At 64.3% G+C, this 15,503-nt stretch carries 18 protein-coding genes; 13 read left to right on the forward strand and 5 right to left on the reverse strand.

The window, feature by feature from the left end; translation table 11 throughout:
• Position 1 precedes the first annotated feature (1 nt).
• The 4 genes from PD284_RS11875 to PD284_RS11890 are packed head-to-tail and all read left to right on the forward strand — an operon-like array spanning position 2 to position 2,281.
• Positions 2-598, forward strand: coding sequence for a LysE family translocator (locus PD284_RS11875; RefSeq protein ID WP_274628403.1), 597 nt, complete (start codon positions 2-4; stop codon positions 596-598).
• A gap of 60 nt (positions 599-658) precedes the next feature.
• Positions 659-1,282, forward strand: coding sequence for a nitrile hydratase subunit alpha (gene nthA, locus PD284_RS11880; protein WP_274628404.1), 624 nt, complete (start codon positions 659-661; stop codon positions 1,280-1,282).
• Positions 1,279-1,938 (forward strand): nitrile hydratase subunit beta, encoded by a 660-nt coding sequence (gene nthB / locus PD284_RS11885; RefSeq protein ID WP_274628405.1) that lies wholly within the window; start codon positions 1,279-1,281, stop codon positions 1,936-1,938. Before nthA ends, nthB begins: the two co-directional genes overlap by 4 nt.
• Positions 1,925-2,281: a nitrile hydratase accessory protein gene (locus PD284_RS11890; RefSeq protein ID WP_274628406.1), complete on the forward strand. Its 357-nt coding sequence runs from the start codon at positions 1,925-1,927 to the stop codon at positions 2,279-2,281. The genes nthB and PD284_RS11890 overlap by 14 nt, the downstream gene beginning before the upstream one ends.
• 102 nt (positions 2,282-2,383) lie before the next feature.
• Here PD284_RS11890 and PD284_RS11895 read toward each other — a convergent pair whose 3' ends face one another.
• The 4 genes from PD284_RS11895 to minC are packed head-to-tail and all read right to left on the reverse strand — an operon-like array spanning position 2,384 to position 4,470.
• A complete protein-coding gene (locus PD284_RS11895; RefSeq protein WP_274628407.1) occupies positions 2,384-2,557 on the reverse strand; it encodes a hypothetical protein in 174 nt (57 codons plus the stop codon).
• 58 nt (positions 2,558-2,615) lie between these two features.
• Entirely contained in the window at positions 2,616-2,879 is a 264-nt protein-coding gene (gene minE, locus PD284_RS11900; RefSeq protein WP_274628408.1) for a cell division topological specificity factor MinE, read from the reverse strand.
• Positions 2,876-3,691: a septum site-determining protein MinD gene (gene minD, locus PD284_RS11905; RefSeq protein ID WP_274628409.1), complete on the reverse strand. Its 816-nt coding sequence runs from the start codon at positions 3,689-3,691 to the stop codon at positions 2,876-2,878. Before minD ends, minE begins: the two co-directional genes overlap by 4 nt.
• Positions 3,692-3,723: 32 nt before the next feature.
• The gene (gene minC / locus PD284_RS11910) at positions 3,724-4,470 is read right to left on the reverse strand and encodes a septum site-determining protein MinC (protein WP_274628410.1); all 747 of its coding nucleotides are present in this window, start codon (positions 4,468-4,470) and stop codon (positions 3,724-3,726) included.
• Between the two features lie 497 nt (positions 4,471-4,967).
• Between minC and PD284_RS11915 the strand changes: the two genes are divergently transcribed.
• The 7 genes from PD284_RS11915 to PD284_RS11945 all read left to right on the forward strand — a co-directional run bounded on the left by PD284_RS11915 (position 4,968) and on the right by PD284_RS11945 (position 13,015).
• Positions 4,968-6,095 carry an ATP-dependent DNA helicase gene (locus PD284_RS11915; RefSeq protein WP_274628411.1) on the forward strand — a complete coding sequence of 376 codons (1,128 nt, stop codon included), beginning with the start codon at positions 4,968-4,970 and terminating at the stop codon, positions 6,093-6,095.
• Positions 6,096-6,215: 120 nt separating this feature from the next.
• Positions 6,216-6,956: a pyridoxine 5'-phosphate synthase gene (locus PD284_RS11920; protein WP_274628412.1), complete on the forward strand. Its 741-nt coding sequence runs from the start codon at positions 6,216-6,218 to the stop codon at positions 6,954-6,956.
• Between the two features lie 103 nt (positions 6,957-7,059).
• Positions 7,060-8,982, forward strand: coding sequence for a potassium transporter Kup (locus tag PD284_RS11925; RefSeq protein ID WP_411956198.1), 1,923 nt, complete (start codon positions 7,060-7,062; stop codon positions 8,980-8,982).
• 379 nt (positions 8,983-9,361) lie between these two features.
• On the forward strand, positions 9,362-10,570 hold the full coding sequence (locus PD284_RS11930) for an alpha-hydroxy-acid oxidizing protein (RefSeq protein WP_274628413.1): 1,209 nt from the start codon (positions 9,362-9,364) through the stop codon (positions 10,568-10,570).
• Between the two features lie 118 nt (positions 10,571-10,688).
• Positions 10,689-11,342: a TetR/AcrR family transcriptional regulator gene (locus PD284_RS11935; protein ID WP_274628414.1), complete on the forward strand. Its 654-nt coding sequence runs from the start codon at positions 10,689-10,691 to the stop codon at positions 11,340-11,342.
• A 31-nt stretch (positions 11,343-11,373) separates the two neighbouring features.
• Positions 11,374-12,393: a ketol-acid reductoisomerase gene (gene ilvC, locus PD284_RS11940; RefSeq protein ID WP_274628415.1), complete on the forward strand. Its 1,020-nt coding sequence runs from the start codon at positions 11,374-11,376 to the stop codon at positions 12,391-12,393.
• A 328-nt stretch (positions 12,394-12,721) separates the two neighbouring features.
• Positions 12,722-13,015, forward strand: coding sequence for a PilZ domain-containing protein (locus tag PD284_RS11945; protein WP_274628416.1), 294 nt, complete (start codon positions 12,722-12,724; stop codon positions 13,013-13,015).
• 24 nt (positions 13,016-13,039) lie between these two features.
• On the opposite strand, the gene PD284_RS11950 is transcribed toward PD284_RS11945, so the two are convergent.
• Positions 13,040-13,540, reverse strand: a complete 501-nt coding sequence (locus tag PD284_RS11950; protein WP_274628417.1) for a BA14K family protein — start codon at positions 13,538-13,540, stop codon at positions 13,040-13,042.
• Positions 13,541-13,662: 122 nt separating this feature from the next.
• Here PD284_RS11950 and PD284_RS11955 point away from each other — a divergent pair, with 122 nt between their 5' ends.
• Both PD284_RS11955 and PD284_RS11960 read left to right on the forward strand, forming a co-directional pair.
• Positions 13,663-14,775 carry an endonuclease/exonuclease/phosphatase family protein gene (locus tag PD284_RS11955; RefSeq protein ID WP_274628418.1) on the forward strand — a complete coding sequence of 371 codons (1,113 nt, stop codon included), beginning with the start codon at positions 13,663-13,665 and terminating at the stop codon, positions 14,773-14,775.
• 9 nt (positions 14,776-14,784) lie between these two features.
• Positions 14,785-15,501 carry an NUDIX hydrolase gene (locus tag PD284_RS11960; protein WP_274630615.1) on the forward strand — a complete coding sequence of 239 codons (717 nt, stop codon included), beginning with the start codon at positions 14,785-14,787 and terminating at the stop codon, positions 15,499-15,501.
• Positions 15,502-15,503 lie beyond the last annotated feature (2 nt).

Consider the following 15,503-nt stretch of genomic DNA (forward strand, 5'->3'; position numbering starts at 1 on the left):
CATGGCTTCCGACACGTTTCTTGCCCTGCTGGCTTACGCTTTCGTGACGTCCATCACGCCGGGACCGAACAACTTCATGCTGCTCGCCTCGGGCGTGAATTTCGGCTTCGCCCGCACCGTCCCCCATATGCTGGGGATCGGCATCGGCTTTCTCGTCCTGCTGCTGGCGGTGGGACTTGGGCTCGGCGCAGCTTTGACGGCGTTTCCGATGCTGCATACGGCCTTGAAGATCGTCGGCGGCGCCTATCTCCTCTACCTCGCGTGGAAAATAGCGATGTCACGCTCGATGTCGGAGAGCGGCAACGCCGATGCGCGGCCGATGCGCTTCATCGAGGCCGCCGCCTTTCAGTGGGTCAACCCGAAGGCCTGGGTGATGGCGATCACCGCAATGGCCGTCTACACGGATGCCGAGCGGCCGTTTCTTTCCGTCCTGCTGATTTCGACGGCATTTGCCGCCGTCAACCTGCCGAGCGTCTCGACGTGGGCGGGATTCGGCATGGCGATGCGCAGCTTCCTTTCCGATCCTGTACGGCTGAAATGGTTCAACATCGCGATGGGCATCCTGCTCGCGGCGACGCTGTGGCCGATGATCCGCTGAGCGTTGGGCCAGCGGCGCGGTCTGCTTGTGCGGGGAGAGGGGCAGGCGTAGATTTGCCTTATGCCGCACGATCATGATCACGATCATCATCACGACAACGACCTGGATCCCATGGCGGCGCGCGTGCGTGCCCTTGAAACGATCCTTGTCGGGAAGGGGCTGATCGATCCGGCGGCGATCGACGTCATCGTCGACACCTACGAGACGAAGGTGGGGCCACGGAACGGGGCGCGCGTGGTCGCCAGATCGTGGGTCGACAAGGATTTCGAGGATTGGCTGAGGCGTGACGCGACGGCGGCCATCGCCTCGCTCGGCTACACGGGCCGCCAGGGCGAGCACATGCAGGCGGTGTTCAACACGACCGACACGCACAATCTGGTCGTTTGCACACTATGCTCCTGCTATCCGTGGTCGGTGCTGGGCCTGCCGCCGGTGTGGTACAAGGCGCCGCCCTATCGCAGCCGGGCCGTCATCGAGCCGCGCGGCGTGCTTGAGGAATTCGGGCTGCGTCTTCCGAGCGAGACGAAGATTCGGGTCTGGGATTCGACGGCGGAGCTGCGTTATCTCGTCGTTCCCTTGCGCCCGGCCGGGACCGAGGGCTGGAGCGAGGAGCGCCTTGCGGAACTGGTCAGCCGCGACTCGATGATCGGCACCGCCGTCGCGAAGTTGCCGGAGGCGGCATGAACGGGCCGCAGGATCTTGGCGGACAGATGGGTTTCGGCCCGGTCGCGCCAGAGCGGAACGAGCCGGTCTTCCATTCCGATTGGGAAAAGCGCGCACTCGGCGTCACGCTGACTGCCGGCGCGATGGGCCATTGGAACATCGATGAGAGCCGCCACGCGCGGGAATCGCTCCACCCTGCCGATTACTATTCGTCGAGTTGCTACGAAATCTGGATCAAGGCGCTCGAAACGCTGCTGAAGCGGCACGAATTTGTCTCTCCCGACGAACTGACCCGGGGCAAGGCGCTGGAGCCGGGCACGACGCCGAAGCGAAAGCTGGCGGCAGCCGACGTGCCGGCAGTGCTGGCCCGCGGCGGGCCCTGCAACCGGCCGGTTCCATCGCCGCAGCGATTCAAGGCGGGCGACCGGGTGCGCGCGAAGAATTTCAATCCGTCGGGCCACACGCGCCTGCCGCGATACGCGCGGGGCAAGCTGGGCGTCATCGACGCCGTGCGGGAGGGCTTCGTGCTGCCGGACACCAATGCGCACGGCAAGGGCGAGAACCCTGAGTGGGTCTACACCGTGGTGTTCGACGGCCTGGAAATCTGGGGCGAGGGCGCCGACCCGACGCTCACCGTGTCGATCGACGCCTGGGAGAGCTATCTTGAACCAGCCTGACCTGGGGACGGCTGCCGGCGTCCGGCCGGACCTGGACGAACCTGTATTCTCGGAGCCATGGCAGGCTGAGGCGTTCGCGCTGACAGTGGCGCTGGCTGACCGCGGCATCTTCACCTGGGCGGAATGGGCCGATGCGCTATCAGCCGAGGTCCATAGACCGGACGCTGCGCCGGACGGCCACGATTACTACCACCACTGGCTGCGGGCGCTGGAAACGCTTCTCGCCGGCAAAGGGGTGGCGAAATCGGCCGAGGTGGACGATCTGGCGGCAGCCTGGCAGCGCGCGGCCCATGCGACGCCGCATGGCAAGCCGATCCTGCTGGAGAGCGACCCACAGCGATAGCAACTACCGCGCCGCGTATGACGCGGCGCTATTTGGAAGCGGCTGGGCCGGCCGTCCCCCAAGCCGGCGACGTGGACAGGGCAACCGCCTGTGGCCGCAGGATCAGGCGTTCGATGCCTCCCGGCTCGATGCGCCGGCGGCGGCCTCACAGACTTCCACGTGCTTGGCCAGAGCCTCGATGGACATCATCGCGCTGATCGTACGGATGTCGCGGTTCTGGAACTTCGGCATCTGCTGGAGTTCCTTGAGGCGTTCAAGAAGTGCGACGCGCGTCATGCTTGTCTCCTTTCCTTCAATCTGGCGGCGGGGATTGCCGCGGTTGGGGGCGGCCGCGTCAGGCCGCCTTTACACCCGCGTTCAGCGGGATCTCTATGTCGACCTCCAGCGTCGAGACCTTTTCGCCGCGGTCCATCTTCACGTTCACCTTGTCGCGATCAATCTGCACGTGCTTGGCGATGACGGCGAGGATTTCCTCCCGCAGCTGCGCCACGAGGTCGGAATGGCCGACCGTCGACCGTTCGTGCGCGAGCAGCACCTGCAGGCGCTCGCGCGCCATAGGCGCCGAGGTTTTCTTGTTGAAGAAGCCGAACAGACTCATGCCGCCCTCCGTCCGAATATCTTGCTGAACAGGCCGCGCTTCTCACCTGGGATGCTCATGGGCACGGTTTCGCCGGCCAGACGGCGCGCCGCGTCGAGATAGGCGAGGGCCGGCGCGCTGCGGTTGTCGGCGAGCGTGACCGGCGCGCCGATGTTGGAAGCACGCAGCACGTCCATGCTCTCCGGGATGATGCCCAGCAGCGGGATCGACAGGATCTCGAGCACGTCGTCGACCTTGAGCATGTCGCCGCGCTCGGCGCGATTGGGGTCGTAGCGGGTGAGCAGCAGGTGCTTCTCCACGCGCTCGCCGCGCTCGGCCTTGGCTGTCTTGGCGTCGAGCAGACCGATGATGCGATCGGAATCGCGGACCGACGAAACTTCAGGATTGGTCACGACCACGGCGATGTCGGCGTGGCGCATTGCCAGCGTGGCGCCTTTTTCGATGCCCGCGGGGCTGTCGCATATGATCCAGTCGAACGACTTCCTCAGTTCGTTGATCACCCGTTCCACGCCCGACGGCGTGAGATTGTCCTTGTCGCGGGTCTGCGAGGCCGGCAGCAGGTGCAGCGTCTCCACGCGCTTGTCCCGGATCAGCGCCTGCGACAGCTTGGCGTCGCCCTGGATGACGTTGACCAGATCGTAGACGACCCTTCGCTCGGCCCCCATGACGAGATCGAGATTGCGCAGCCCGACGTCAAAATCCACGACGACCGTCTTTTCGTTGCGCTGCGCGAGCGCTGCACCAAGGGCGGCGCTCGACGTCGTCTTTCCAACGCCCCCCTTTCCTGACGTAACCACTATTACTTTCGCCATGTCGCTCTCCTGTCCTCCGGTCTGCCGCCGGCTCAGCCTAGTGTTTCCGCCATGATGGTGTCGCCCTCCAGCCAGAACTGGACGGCCTGCCCGCGCAGCTTGCGGTCCATGTCCTCGGCCGTCTTGTAGAGGCCGTCGATCGCCAGCAGTTCCGCTTCCAGCTTGCGGCAGAAGATGCGGGCGGAGGCGTTGCCGACCGATCCGGCCAGCGCCCGGCCGCGCAGCGTCCCGTAAACATGGATCGAGCCGCCGGCGACGATCTCCGCGCCTGATGCGACCGATCCGACAATGGTGACGTCGCCTTCGGGGAAGATCACGGATTGTCCGGAGCGCACCGGCTCCTTGATGATGATCGATGCCGTTGCCCGGACCGGCGACGTAACGGCGAGAGCGGCAGGCTCGGCCGCGTCCTCGGTGGCAGGCGCGGTCTCGCGCGCGTCAACCGCCGGGGCCTCGAAGTCGGGCGCCGCCTGGCCACCCTTGAGGGCAGGGGGCATTCCCGGGCCGACCTGCGAGGGACGAGCGCCTTCGACGCCCATGATCCACACGTTGCGCTGCGCGAGCGCGGCGATCAGTTCGGCGAGCTGCGACCGGTTGACGTCGAGGTTCTCGATGTCGAGCACAACCGGTCGTCCGAGAAAAAAGCCAGCGGAACGCGCCGCCAGGTCGTCGAGGCGGGCCAGCCATCCATCGAAGGGCAGGTCCGGAGAAAGCACCAGAGCGAGGAAGGAGCGACCCTTCAGCCGGATCGCACGCGTGTCGGTTAACGCTTTGGTCATCTAGGTTAATTTTCCGTTGCTTAGATCCCTTCGCATCCGATGGTTAACCAATGGTTAACGCCAGCGTCAGACTCAGGATTGAGAAGTGATTTTAATCGGATGAAGGGGTCGTCTCTGTCGAATCGCGCATCGCTCGGCCGAGCGGCCGCTGGCAAGGCACCTTGTGGTTGGTCGAAGCCAGGATAGCTGAGTCGTTCGGTTTGGAGCAGAGTCTTTGCCGCCACGCAGGGCTTTGCGTCACAAATGATCGTGAATCGCGTATCGCGCGGGAGGTTGTGACCCCTCCCGAAGCAGTGACGGCTGAAGCTACCGGAGCGGGGTCAGCGAGACCTCGGCTGGCTTGAACATATCGGAACCTTGATGGAAGCATCCCCGCTGCGAATCGATATCGGACAAGAGTTGTCCGCAAACATGGCGTCGAAGAGGCGCGGCAATCTTCCTGTCGAGCAGGCCGGCACGGCCTTGCCCTTCGCGACCGAATCCTGTCAGTCGGAACCATGGACTTCTCTCCGCAGCAGGATGACGCGCTGAAGGCTGTTGCGCGCTGGCTGAAATCCGGCCGGCCGCAGGTGTTTCGCCTTTTCGGCTATGCAGGCACCGGCAAGACGACGCTGGCGCGTCATTTCGCCGAGCACGTCGACGGTCAGGTGCAGTTCGCCGCCTTCACCGGCAAAGCGGCTCAGGTGCTGCGTTCGAAAGGGGCGACCAACGCCCGCACCATACACTCGCTGATCTACCGACCGCGCGGCGAGGAGGCAGTGGAGGACGAGTCGACCGGCAAGACGTCCATGTCGCCCACCTTCTCGCTCAACCGCCAGAGCCCGGTCGCCCGGGCCAAGCTCATCATCATCGACGAGTGCTCGATGGTGGACGAGCAACTCGGCCGCGACCTCATGACGTTCGGCACGCCTATCCTCGTTCTCGGCGATCCGGGGCAGCTGCCGCCGATTTCCGGCGGCGGCTTCTTCACCGATCACGAACCGGACTTCCTGCTGACCGAGATCCACCGCCAGGCGCGCGACAATCCCATCATCCGCCTCGCCCTCGACGTGCGCGAGGGGCGGGAGTTCATGAAGGGCGACTACGGCGCCGCACAGGTGATCGGCAAGGAAGACGTGACCCAGGACCTGGTGCTGAAGGCCGATCAGGTGCTGGTCGGCACCAACCGCACGCGGCGGCGCTACAACACGCGTCTGCGCGAGCTGAAGGGGTTCACCGCGAGCTATCCACAGGCCGGCGACAAGCTGGTCTGCCTGCGCAACGATCCTGCCAAGGGCCTGCTCAACGGATCGCTCTGGAAGGTCATGACCTCCTCGCGCGAGACCGTGAAGCCGGGGATAAACCTGCTCGTTTCCCCGGAAGAGGACGATCCGGACCGCGGCGTGGCGAAGATCAAGCTGCTCAAGGCGGCGTTCGACGATCCTGACGCCGACATTCCCTGGCAGCAGAAGAAGCGTTTTGACGATTTCGACTACGGCTACGCGCTGACGGTCCACAAGGCGCAGGGCTCGCAGTGGAACGACGTGGTGCTGTTCGACGAGAGCTGGGCGTTCAAGGATACGCGGCAGCGCTGGCTCTATACGGCGGTGACGCGGGCGGCGGAGCGTCTCACGGTTGTGAGGTAGGCGTCACGGGGAGGCACGCCGCGGTGGCACTGCTGGACTCGCGGGAACCACGCACAGGCATATGCACGGCAGATGCAATCGGGGTATAGCTGCACGCCCTCGTACCCCGGAATGCCAGACATGCCCGCAAAACTCTCCGTCAACCTCAACGCCATCGCCCTGCTGCGCAACCGGCGGGACCTGCCGTGGCCGAGCGTCATCGGCCTCGGCCGCATCGCGCTTGCAGCGGGCGGGCACGGGTTGACGGTGCACCCCCGACCCGATGAGCGTCATACGCGTAATTCCGACCTGCCCGAGATCCGGGCGCTGATCGACGACGAGTTCCCGCACACGGAATTCAACATTGAGGGCTATCCTTCCGAGGAATTTCTGCGGCTGGTGGAGAAGAACCAGCCCGACCAGGTGACGCTGGTGCCCGACGATCCTTCACAGCCGACCTCGGACCATGGCTGGAACTTCGCCGAAAGCGCGGCGTTTCTGACACCGATCGTCCAACGACTGAAGAAGGGCGGCATGCGCGTGTCCCTGTTCTCGGACCCGGACCCTGTGGGGATGGCGGCTGCGGCCGATACCGGCGCAGACCGGATCGAACTCTACACAGGCCCCTACGGCTCCTGCCACGCCGATTCCGGAAAGGCCGCGAAGGAGTTGGATAAATTGGCGAAAACGGCTGAGGCCGCGCGCGCGAAGGGATTGGATGTCAATGCAGGGCATGACCTTACGGTCGACAACCTGCCCGCGCTGATGCGCGCCGTTCCCTTCCTTGCCGAGGTCTCGATCGGTCACGGTCTCACGGCCGACGCGCTCGAGTTCGGAATGGCGGGTACGGTGCGGCGGTTCCTGAAGGCGAGCGGCTGGTAGCAATGTTCCGCGTGCACGGCATGGCGGTCAGCCATACCAAAGCAGCAATTGCTATTGCAGTGCAGCAAGCGTAGAGCACCGCCCGCTCTGGTGGAGTTTCTGCATGGCCCGTGCCCATGTCGGTCCTGAGGCTAAGCCTGCGCGGCCCGCTGTTCAGGTGGAGCCCGACGCCTCCCACAACACGAAGGCGCTGATGCTTGCCGCCCTCGGCGTCGTCTACGGCGACATCGGGACGAGCCCCATCTACGCCTTCCGCGAGGCCCTCCACGCCTCGTCCGCCGGCGGCGTAGCCAGCCGGGCCGATGTTCTGGGGGTTTTGTCGCTCATCATCTGGGCGCTGACGCTGATCGTCACCATCAAATACGTCGTCTTCGTGCTGCGCGCCGACAACCGCGGCGAGGGTGGCACGCTTTCGCTGATGGCGCTGGCGCGCGCCAGCTATCCCAAGCGAGCGCGAGCGATCCTCGCGATCGGCCTGTGCGGCGCGGCGCTGTTCTTCGGCGACGCCATCATCACGCCAGCCATTTCCGTGCTGTCGGCGGTCGAGGGCCTGAGCGTGGTCACTCCCGCCTTCGATCCCTTCGTGGTGCCGACCACGCTCGTCATCCTCGCGCTGCTCTTCGCTGTACAGCGTTTCGGGACCGCAAGCGTCGCGCGCGTGTTTGGTCCCGTCATGGCGCTCTGGTTCGCGGCGCTCGGCGGATTCGGCATCTACCATATCGCCGACGATCCGACCGTGCTGTTCGCGGTCAACCCCTACTATGCGTTCGCCTATCTCACCGGCCAGCCCGAAGTCTCCTTCATCACCATCGGCGCTGTGTTCCTGGCAGTCACGGGTGCGGAAGCCCTTTATGTCGATCTCGGTCATTTCGGCCGCAAGCCGATCGTGCTTGCCTGGGTGGTGGCTGTCTTTCCCTGCCTGCTGCTGAACTATTTCGGGCAGGGGGCGTTCGTCCTCGCCCACGGGGGTACGCCGCACAATCCGTTCTTCGAGATGCTGCCTGAATGGGGGCTGCTGCCGGTCGTGCTCCTTGCGACCGCCGCCACCGTCATCGCCAGTCAGGCGGTCATCACCGGCGCGTATTCGCTGACCCGCCAGGCGGTGCAGCTCAACCTGCTGCCGCGCTTCGAAATCCAGCATACGTCGCAGACCCAGTCCGGCCAGATCTACCTGCCGCGGGTCAATCTTCTGCTCGCGCTGGGCGTCATGCTTCTGGTTGTCGGCTTCGGCGAGTCGAGCGGACTGGCGTCTGCCTATGGCATTTCAGTCACCGGCGAGATGCTGATGACCACGATCCTCTTGTTCGTGGTCATGCGGCATCGCTGGAAGTGGCCGCTCGCAGCGGCAGTTGCGCTGACGATCGCCTTCGGCATCCTCGATATCGGCTTCTTCCTCGCCAATGCGGCGAAGGTGCTCGACGGCGGCTGGGTCTCGATCTGCGTGGCCGGAATGATGGGCGTCATCATGTTCACCTGGGTGCGGGGCACGAACTTCCTTTTCGAGAAGACGCGCAAGAACGAAGTCCCGCTCGACTTCCTCGCCAACAACCTGGTCAGCAAGACGCCCCAACTGGTAGAGGGAACCGCGGTTTTCCTCACCAGCGATCCACTCAGCGCGCCGACCGCGCTCATGCACAGCCTCAAGCACTACAAGGTTCTGCACCAACAGAACGTCGTCCTTTCGGTGGTGACGGCGCAGCAGCCGACAGTGCCTGAAAGCGAGCGCGTCAGCATGGAGAGGATCAACGATCTCTTCATGCGGGTGCGGCTGACCTTCGGCTATATGGAGCACCCGAACATCCCGAAGGCGCTGGCGATCTGCCGCAAGATGGGATGGAAGTTCGACATCATGACCACGTCGTTCTTCCTGTCGCGGCGTTCGCTGAAGGCGTCGCCAAACTCGGGCATGCCGGTCTGGCAGGACAAGCTTTTCATCGGGCTTGCCCGCACCGCGGCCGACGCGACCGAGTATTTCCAGATTCCGACCGGACGGGTGGTCGAGGTCGGCACCCAGGTGGCGATCTGAGGGCTGCGCCGGCATATTGAACATTGGCAACGCGCGCCCGCGTGACCGGGTGCTGGGAATAAATGGAACCGGCTGGGCGTCGTCCTTGTTATGGACGACTACGGCACTGGCTGAAAGACGCCGGATGCACCGAGGCGCAAAGGTTCGTCCTCGGTCGGCCTCGACCACATTTTCAGCTCGCAGCGCTCGTCCAGCGCGAAACTCGCCGACCAACGACTGCGGTGCTGTGCGGGCGGGGGCGAGCTACAGTCGCAGATACCGCTCGCGAAGCAGATCCGGCGTGCATCACAACCACCAACCTATCGACGCAATCCTGCTTCTTGAATAGTGTTGAGCAGCTGCGAACGGGGCGGCGGGGGCTTCATGCAAGGAGCTCGACATGACATCCCGGCGCGATTTCCTGATCGGTGGTTTCGGTGCTGCGGCCGCAGTGACCGTGGCAGGACGAGGCGGAGTGGCGGTCGCCCAGAATACGGCGCCCGCCGCCTCCCAGCAGGGAGACATCGCCGCCGCGCCCTATGTCGCGGGAACGGCGGAGCGGTCGCTCGACATCATCAATCTCTTCGACCTCGAGGCAGAAGCTGAAAAGCTTATCCCGAGGGGGCCGTTCGGCTACATCTCCGGCGGGGCGGGGGACCAGTGGACGCTCAAGGAAAATGTCCGCGCCTTCGACGATTGGCAGATCCTGCCGCGCTACCTCGCAGGCGTGGAAACCCCAGACACCCAGACGGAGCTTCTGGGCTCGAAAGTGGGCATCCCCATATTCGTGCCGCCGATGGCCGCGCATGGGCTTGCCCACGCCAGCGCGGAGAAGGGGAGCTCCAAGGGAGCGGGCGATGCGGGGGCGCTGTTCTGTGCGCAGACGCTTGCCAACACGCCGCTGGAGGAGATTGCGAAGGCGGATCCCGGCCCAAAATGGTTCCAGCTCTACTATACCAAGGATGCCGGCGTGAACCGCGAGCTCATGCAAAGAGCCAAGTCGACCGGCTGCACGGCGATCGTCTTCACCGTCGACCTGGAATGGGCGGGAAACCGCGAGGCCGACCGGCGCAACGGGTTTGCGTTTCCCGCTTCGCTTCCGTTTCCCAACATTCCCAATGCCCCGACGGGCGTAAGCCTGGCCGAGCTCTTCCAGATCTTTAAGCGCGATCTCACCTTCAGCGACATCGACTTCATCGCAAAGGAGTCCGGATTGCCGGTAGTCGTGAAGGGGCCGCTCACGGCGGAGAACGCCAAGGAGTGCATTGCCCATGGCGCGGCCGCCATCGAGGTGTCCAACCATGGCGGGCGGCAGCTCGATACCGTGCCCGCGGCAATTGTTGCCCTGCCGGGGATCGTCGATGCAGTGGGCCCCGACATTCCCGTGTTCCTTGACGGCGGCGTGCGTCGCGGCGTGCATGTGTTCAAGGCGCTCGCGCTCGGCGCCCGGGCGGTCGCGGTCGGACGGCCGACGCTCTACAGCCTCGCCCTCGGCGGAGCGCCTGGCGTGACCTCAATGCTTCAGACCCTGACCGCGGAGCTCCAGCTGGCGATGAAGCTCGCGGGCTGCGCCAAGGTCGACGACATCACGCGGAAGTTCGTGACCTGACGTGCCTCTGGGACCGACGGTCAATGCCAAGGAGAAGATTGCGCTTGCATTCGCGGCGGCACCAACGCATAAACCGAACCGTAACGTACGGTACGGTTCGCATGCGCGAGGTTCGCCGTTGAACGAGAGTAGGCCTCTGGAGGAGACTGCCCTGACGCCCCGCCAGGAGGCGGTGCTCGACGCCGTGCTCGAGCTCATGGCCGAGAAGGGCGAGGGGCTCACCATGACCGCCGTCGCCCGCCGCGCCAACTGTTCAAAGGAAACGCTGTACAAGTGGTTCGGCGACCGGGACGGCTTGCTGACCGCGACCGTGCGCTGGCAGGCGTCGAAGGTTCGCGCCGGCAACTACGACCGCCAGAAGCGCGACGCGGCTTCGCTGCGCGAGAGTCTCGAACGCTTCGCCGCCAACTGGCTGAGCGTCATCTCGAGCCGAACCTCCATCGCACTCAACCGTGTCGCCGTGAGCCAGGCGTCCAAGGACAGCAGCCTCGGCAGGATCTTGCTCGCCAACGGCCGCTTCGCGATCGGTGAGCGCATCAAGCCGCTGCTGGAGGACGGGCGCGATGCCGGTCTCATCGCCTTCGACGACACAGAGACCGCCTTCCGCACCTTCTTCGGCCTCGTCGGGCGCGATGTGCAGATCCGACTGCTGCTCGGCGACATGATCGAGATGAGCAAGGCGGAGATCGAACGCGACGCCTCGCTCGCGACCACACAGTTCCTCACCATTTTCGGAGCGGCGAGCGCCGAGCCGAGAATCCGCCTCACATGATGATTCAACTCAAGTAAGGAAACGTCTGACAATGCGTGTTTATTACGATCGCGACGCCGATCTCAACCTGATCAAGGGCAAGAAGGTTGCCATCGTCGGCTACGGCTCGCAGGGCAGGGCGCATGCGCTCAACCTGAAGGATTCGGGCGCCAAGGAGATCGCCATCGGCCTGAAGGCCGGCTCGGCGACCGCCAAGAAGGTCGAGGCCGACGGGCTCAAGGTGATGACCGTGGCCGAGGTCGCCAAGTGGGCGGACCTGATCATGATGGCGGCTCCGGACGAGCTGCAGGCCGATATCTACAAGAACGAGATCGCCGACAACATCCGCGACGGCGCGGCGATCGCCTTCGCCCACGGCCTCAACGTGCATTTCGGCCTGATCGAGCCGAAGAAGACCGTTGACGTGCTGATGGTTGCGCCGAAGGGCCCTGGCCACACGGTGCGCGGCGAGTACCAGAAGGGCGGCGGCGTGCCGTGCCTCGTCGCCGTCCATCAGGACGCCTCGGGCAATGCGCTCGACCTCGGCCTTTCCTACGCCTGCGGCGTGGGCGGCGGCCGCTCGGGCATCATCGAGACCAACTTCAAGGAAGAGTGCGAGACCGACCTGTTCGGTGAGCAGGTCGTTCTGTGCGGCGGCCTCGTCGAACTGATCCGCGCCGGCTTCGAGACGCTGGTTGAGGCCGGCTATGCGCCGGAAATGGCCTATTTCGAGTGCCTGCACGAAGTGAAGCTGATCGTCGACCTGATCTACGAGGGCGGCATCGCCAACATGAACTACTCGATCTCGAACACCGCCGAGTGGGGCGAGTACGTGTCGGGCCCGCGTATCATCACGGAAGAGACCAAGGCCGAGATGAAGCGCGTCCTGAAGGACATCCAGACCGGCAAGTTCACCTCGGAGTGGATGCAGGAGTACCGTTCGGGCGCAGCGCGCTTCAAGGGCATCCGCCGCATGAACGACTCGCACCAGATCGAGGAAGTCGGCGAAAAACTGCGCGGCATGATGCCGTGGATCGCCAAGAACAAGCTGGTCGACAAGGCCAAGAACTAAGAAGTCCGTCTCAATACTACCCTGCCGGCAATCTGCCGGCAGGGTGCTACGACGCCCAATTCCCGACGATTTGAGACGTTTCCTCCATTTCTTTCGCCCGCGCATGGCCTTTCAACTCCCGGCGGTCGGATTACTTTTTCGTCGTCGCTTCGGCCATTTGGCAGCAAATCCTTCAACCTGATTGCGAGTGCTCGTCCGCCTTCACAGCGGCTACCCTAATCGAGCCAGAGCCCCGAACACCGAGAAATCGAACGGGTTGTCCCATTCTGGAGCAGTATGTTGGCGCGGACCTTGCTTCGGGTGCACGGATGCCATTTGGAGGTGGTCGATGAACATCGTTAAGGGAACTGGCTGCGAGGGAGATAGGGCCGATCTCCCGGAGCGGCGCACCGAAGTGCGCCGCCGCGCGCTCAAGGGCGCGATCCTGTCATTCAATCGCGGTTTCAGCAGCTTCGAATGCGTCGTGCGCAATCTGTCGGATGGCGGAGCCAGGCTCAGCGTGGGGGAAACCTTCGCGCTGCCGTCGCGCTTCAGCCTGAAACTTGATGGGGAAGCGCCGCGGACCGCGCATGTGCGGTGGCGGACACACAACGCCATCGGAATCCGGTTTTCCGCCGGTTAGCGGCGGAGGCCATCAGCCAATTGCTCAGCTGAACGGCGACACGCAGACTTTTCGCGGTCCCGACGCAGGCTGGTAGCTGTTGTCCTTGGCGCGGTAGCTCTTGTACTTGGCGTAGCACCAATCGACATGGTCCGCCGACAGATCCTTCACGCGGAAGTTGGTTCGGGTGCCCGTGTACCTCGGGACCACGACGCGCGCCGGAGGCGAGCCTCTCATCCTGGGCACGCTGAGGTCGAGTTGCTGGTCAGGGGGCTCGTAGCGATAGCGGCCGAATCGATTGTCGTGTCCCGGATCGAAACGCCCGATGTCCGGTACAATGGTGTTGCGCGGGAGCGTGTTGACGCCGCCCATGCCGATCCCGCAATTGCCGATGGTGCCGCACAGGTCCTGCACTTGGACGATATCGGACGCCGGAATGGCGTCGGCAGGCAGCGAGGGAACCGTCAGCGCATGCGCGGGCAGCGCGACGATCGTCGCGAGCAGAGCGATCGCCTTCGGCAAATGGATCTGCGGATGGCTGCGCATCCGCCAAACATAGCGCGGCGCGAGACAAATCCCAAGATGGGAACGCTCGCGAAGCTTCTGGCCCAGTCGGGGTCGATGAGAGCGTCTTGTCTTTGCGGCCGTCAGCGGGCAATGCTCGAACGATGTCGCTTCGCCTCGCCACTTTCAACGTCGAAAACCTGATGCGTCGGTTCGATTTCTCCGGATTTCGAAACCAGCTCAACGAGGACCGCTCGCTGGCGCTGTTCGAGATCAAGGATGAGGCGGAGTACCGGCAGCTCGAGAAGGCTCGCGCCATCGCGCATACTGACGATACGCGGCAGATGTCGGCGCTGGCGATCGCCGAGGCGCGGGCGGACATCATCTGCCTGCAGGAGGTGGACGACATCGAGGCGCTGAAGGCCTTCGAATATGGCTATCTCTTCAAGATGATCGGCGAGGGCTATCGCCAGAAGTACACGACTGCGGGCAACGACTCGCGCGGCATAGATGTCGCCGTCATGATGCGGACGGAAACCGCGCACGGCCAGCCGATCGAGTTCGTGCGCATGACGAGCCATGCTTCGGTGACGTTCGACGAATTCGGCCTGCATACGCCGGAGCTGACGCAGGTCGGGATCGAGCCATTCGAGCGCATCTTTCGGCGCGACTGCCTCGAGATCGACGTCACGGTCGGCGGCGTGCCGCTCACCATCTACACGCTGCACCTGAAATCCATGGGCGGCCCGCGCAACAATCTGCCCGGACGGGAGGCGTCGATGCCGCTTCGCCAGGCCGAGGCAAAGGCGACGCGGCGCATCATCGAGGAGCGCTTCGGCAGGGAGCACGCCAAGAACAAGCGCTGGGTGATCTGCGGCGATATGAACGACTATCGCGAGCGGGTGTTGATCACCGGCAACGCGCACGCCGGGTTCGAGTTCGAGCCGGTGAAGGAACATCAGTCGGCGCTCGACGTGCTGTTGGCCGACGGATTCTGCGAGAATGTCGTGGAGCGACGGCCGGAACTCGACCGCTGGACGCTCTACCATACCCGCGGCCCGAGGGAGCGGCATCTTTGCCAGTTGGATTACATCCTGCTGTCACCGGCGCTGGCGCAGGCAAACTCAGGCGCCATGCCGGACATCATCCGCAGGGGCCAGCCCTACCGGACGCCCTTTCCACCCGGACAGGAGGTCGAGCGATACCCGCGCACCGGCTGGGACCGGCCCAAGGCATCGGACCATTGTCCGGTGGCGATCACTCTGGACATCGTCTGAGTCGACATGGTGGCTTTCGATATCCCGCGCGGCGTCATCGTTCCGGTCACGGCGGTCGAGGTGAAGCTGCAGCCCGATCCGCATCCCTTCGAGCTCCAGCATCGCCAGGAGATCGCCGACAACTGGCGGCGCATCTCCGCACAGAATCCAGCCCTATTCGACGGCCGGGTGGTGCTGTTGTCGGAACTCTCCTATCGCGGCGGGAAGGTGGTCGGTAAATGCCACGAGATCGGCTTTTCGACCTTCATGTTCTGGCGCGACCATGACCGCAGCGGCGCCGCCGAACACGCCTATGCGCACGCCGCCCTGGTTTCCAGCGACAACCAGCTCATCGCCATCCGGATGGGGGCTCAGACGGCCAACGCCGGCATGGTCTACTTCGCAGCCGGCTCGTTCGAGCCCGTAGATTTCCCCGGCGGCATGGTCGATGTCGACGCCAACATGATCCGTGAGGTGAGGGAGGAAACCGGGCTGGACATTTCCCGCCTGAGGCGAGATCCGGCCTACCACCTCTATTCGCTCGAAAGCGGTAGCGTCATCGTGCGGCGCTACTACCTCGATGAACCGGCGGACGTCATTGCCCGCCGTATCGAAGCGTTCGTGGCGTCGGAAGTCGAGCCCGAGATCGACGGCCCGGTGCTGATCTGCTCGGCCGAAAACCTGCCCGACGGCGTCAAGCCGCACATGGCGGAAATCGTCCGCTGGCATTTCCGGCAGGACGATTAGGC

Origin of the sequence: Mesorhizobium shangrilense, assembly GCF_028826155.1 — a bacterium.
GTDB lineage: Bacteria > Pseudomonadota > Alphaproteobacteria > Rhizobiales > Rhizobiaceae > Arvimicrobium > Arvimicrobium flavum.

Bases quoted from the DNA above. Each gene is read 5' to 3' on its own strand.
- minD (WP_274628409.1), bottom strand. From the start codon at position 3,691: ATGGCGAAAGTAATAGTGGTTACGTCAGGAAAGGGGGGCGTTGGAAAG.
- PD284_RS11950 (WP_274628417.1), bottom strand. From the start codon at position 13,540: ATGCGCAGCCATCCGCAGATCCATTTGCCGAAGGCGATCGCTCTGCTC.
- nthB (WP_274628405.1), top strand. From the start codon at position 1,279: ATGAACGGGCCGCAGGATCTTGGCGGACAGATGGGTTTCGGCCCGGTC.
- PD284_RS11875 (WP_274628403.1), top strand. From the start codon at position 2: ATGGCTTCCGACACGTTTCTTGCCCTGCTGGCTTACGCTTTCGTGACG.
- PD284_RS11945 (WP_274628416.1), top strand. From the start codon at position 12,722: ATGAACATCGTTAAGGGAACTGGCTGCGAGGGAGATAGGGCCGATCTC.
- nthA (WP_274628404.1), top strand. From the start codon at position 659: ATGCCGCACGATCATGATCACGATCATCATCACGACAACGACCTGGAT.
- PD284_RS11955 (WP_274628418.1), top strand. From the start codon at position 13,663: ATGTCGCTTCGCCTCGCCACTTTCAACGTCGAAAACCTGATGCGTCGG.
- PD284_RS11895 (WP_274628407.1), bottom strand. From the start codon at position 2,557: ATGACGCGCGTCGCACTTCTTGAACGCCTCAAGGAACTCCAGCAGATG.
- ilvC (WP_274628415.1), top strand. From the start codon at position 11,374: ATGCGTGTTTATTACGATCGCGACGCCGATCTCAACCTGATCAAGGGC.
- PD284_RS11915 (WP_274628411.1), top strand. From the start codon at position 4,968: ATGGACTTCTCTCCGCAGCAGGATGACGCGCTGAAGGCTGTTGCGCGC.
- minE (WP_274628408.1), bottom strand. From the start codon at position 2,879: ATGAGTCTGTTCGGCTTCTTCAACAAGAAAACCTCGGCGCCTATGGCG.
- PD284_RS11925 (WP_411956198.1), top strand. From the start codon at position 7,060: ATGGCCCGTGCCCATGTCGGTCCTGAGGCTAAGCCTGCGCGGCCCGCT.
- PD284_RS11930 (WP_274628413.1), top strand. From the start codon at position 9,362: ATGACATCCCGGCGCGATTTCCTGATCGGTGGTTTCGGTGCTGCGGCC.
- minC (WP_274628410.1), bottom strand. From the start codon at position 4,470: ATGACCAAAGCGTTAACCGACACGCGTGCGATCCGGCTGAAGGGTCGC.
- PD284_RS11920 (WP_274628412.1), top strand. From the start codon at position 6,216: ATGCCCGCAAAACTCTCCGTCAACCTCAACGCCATCGCCCTGCTGCGC.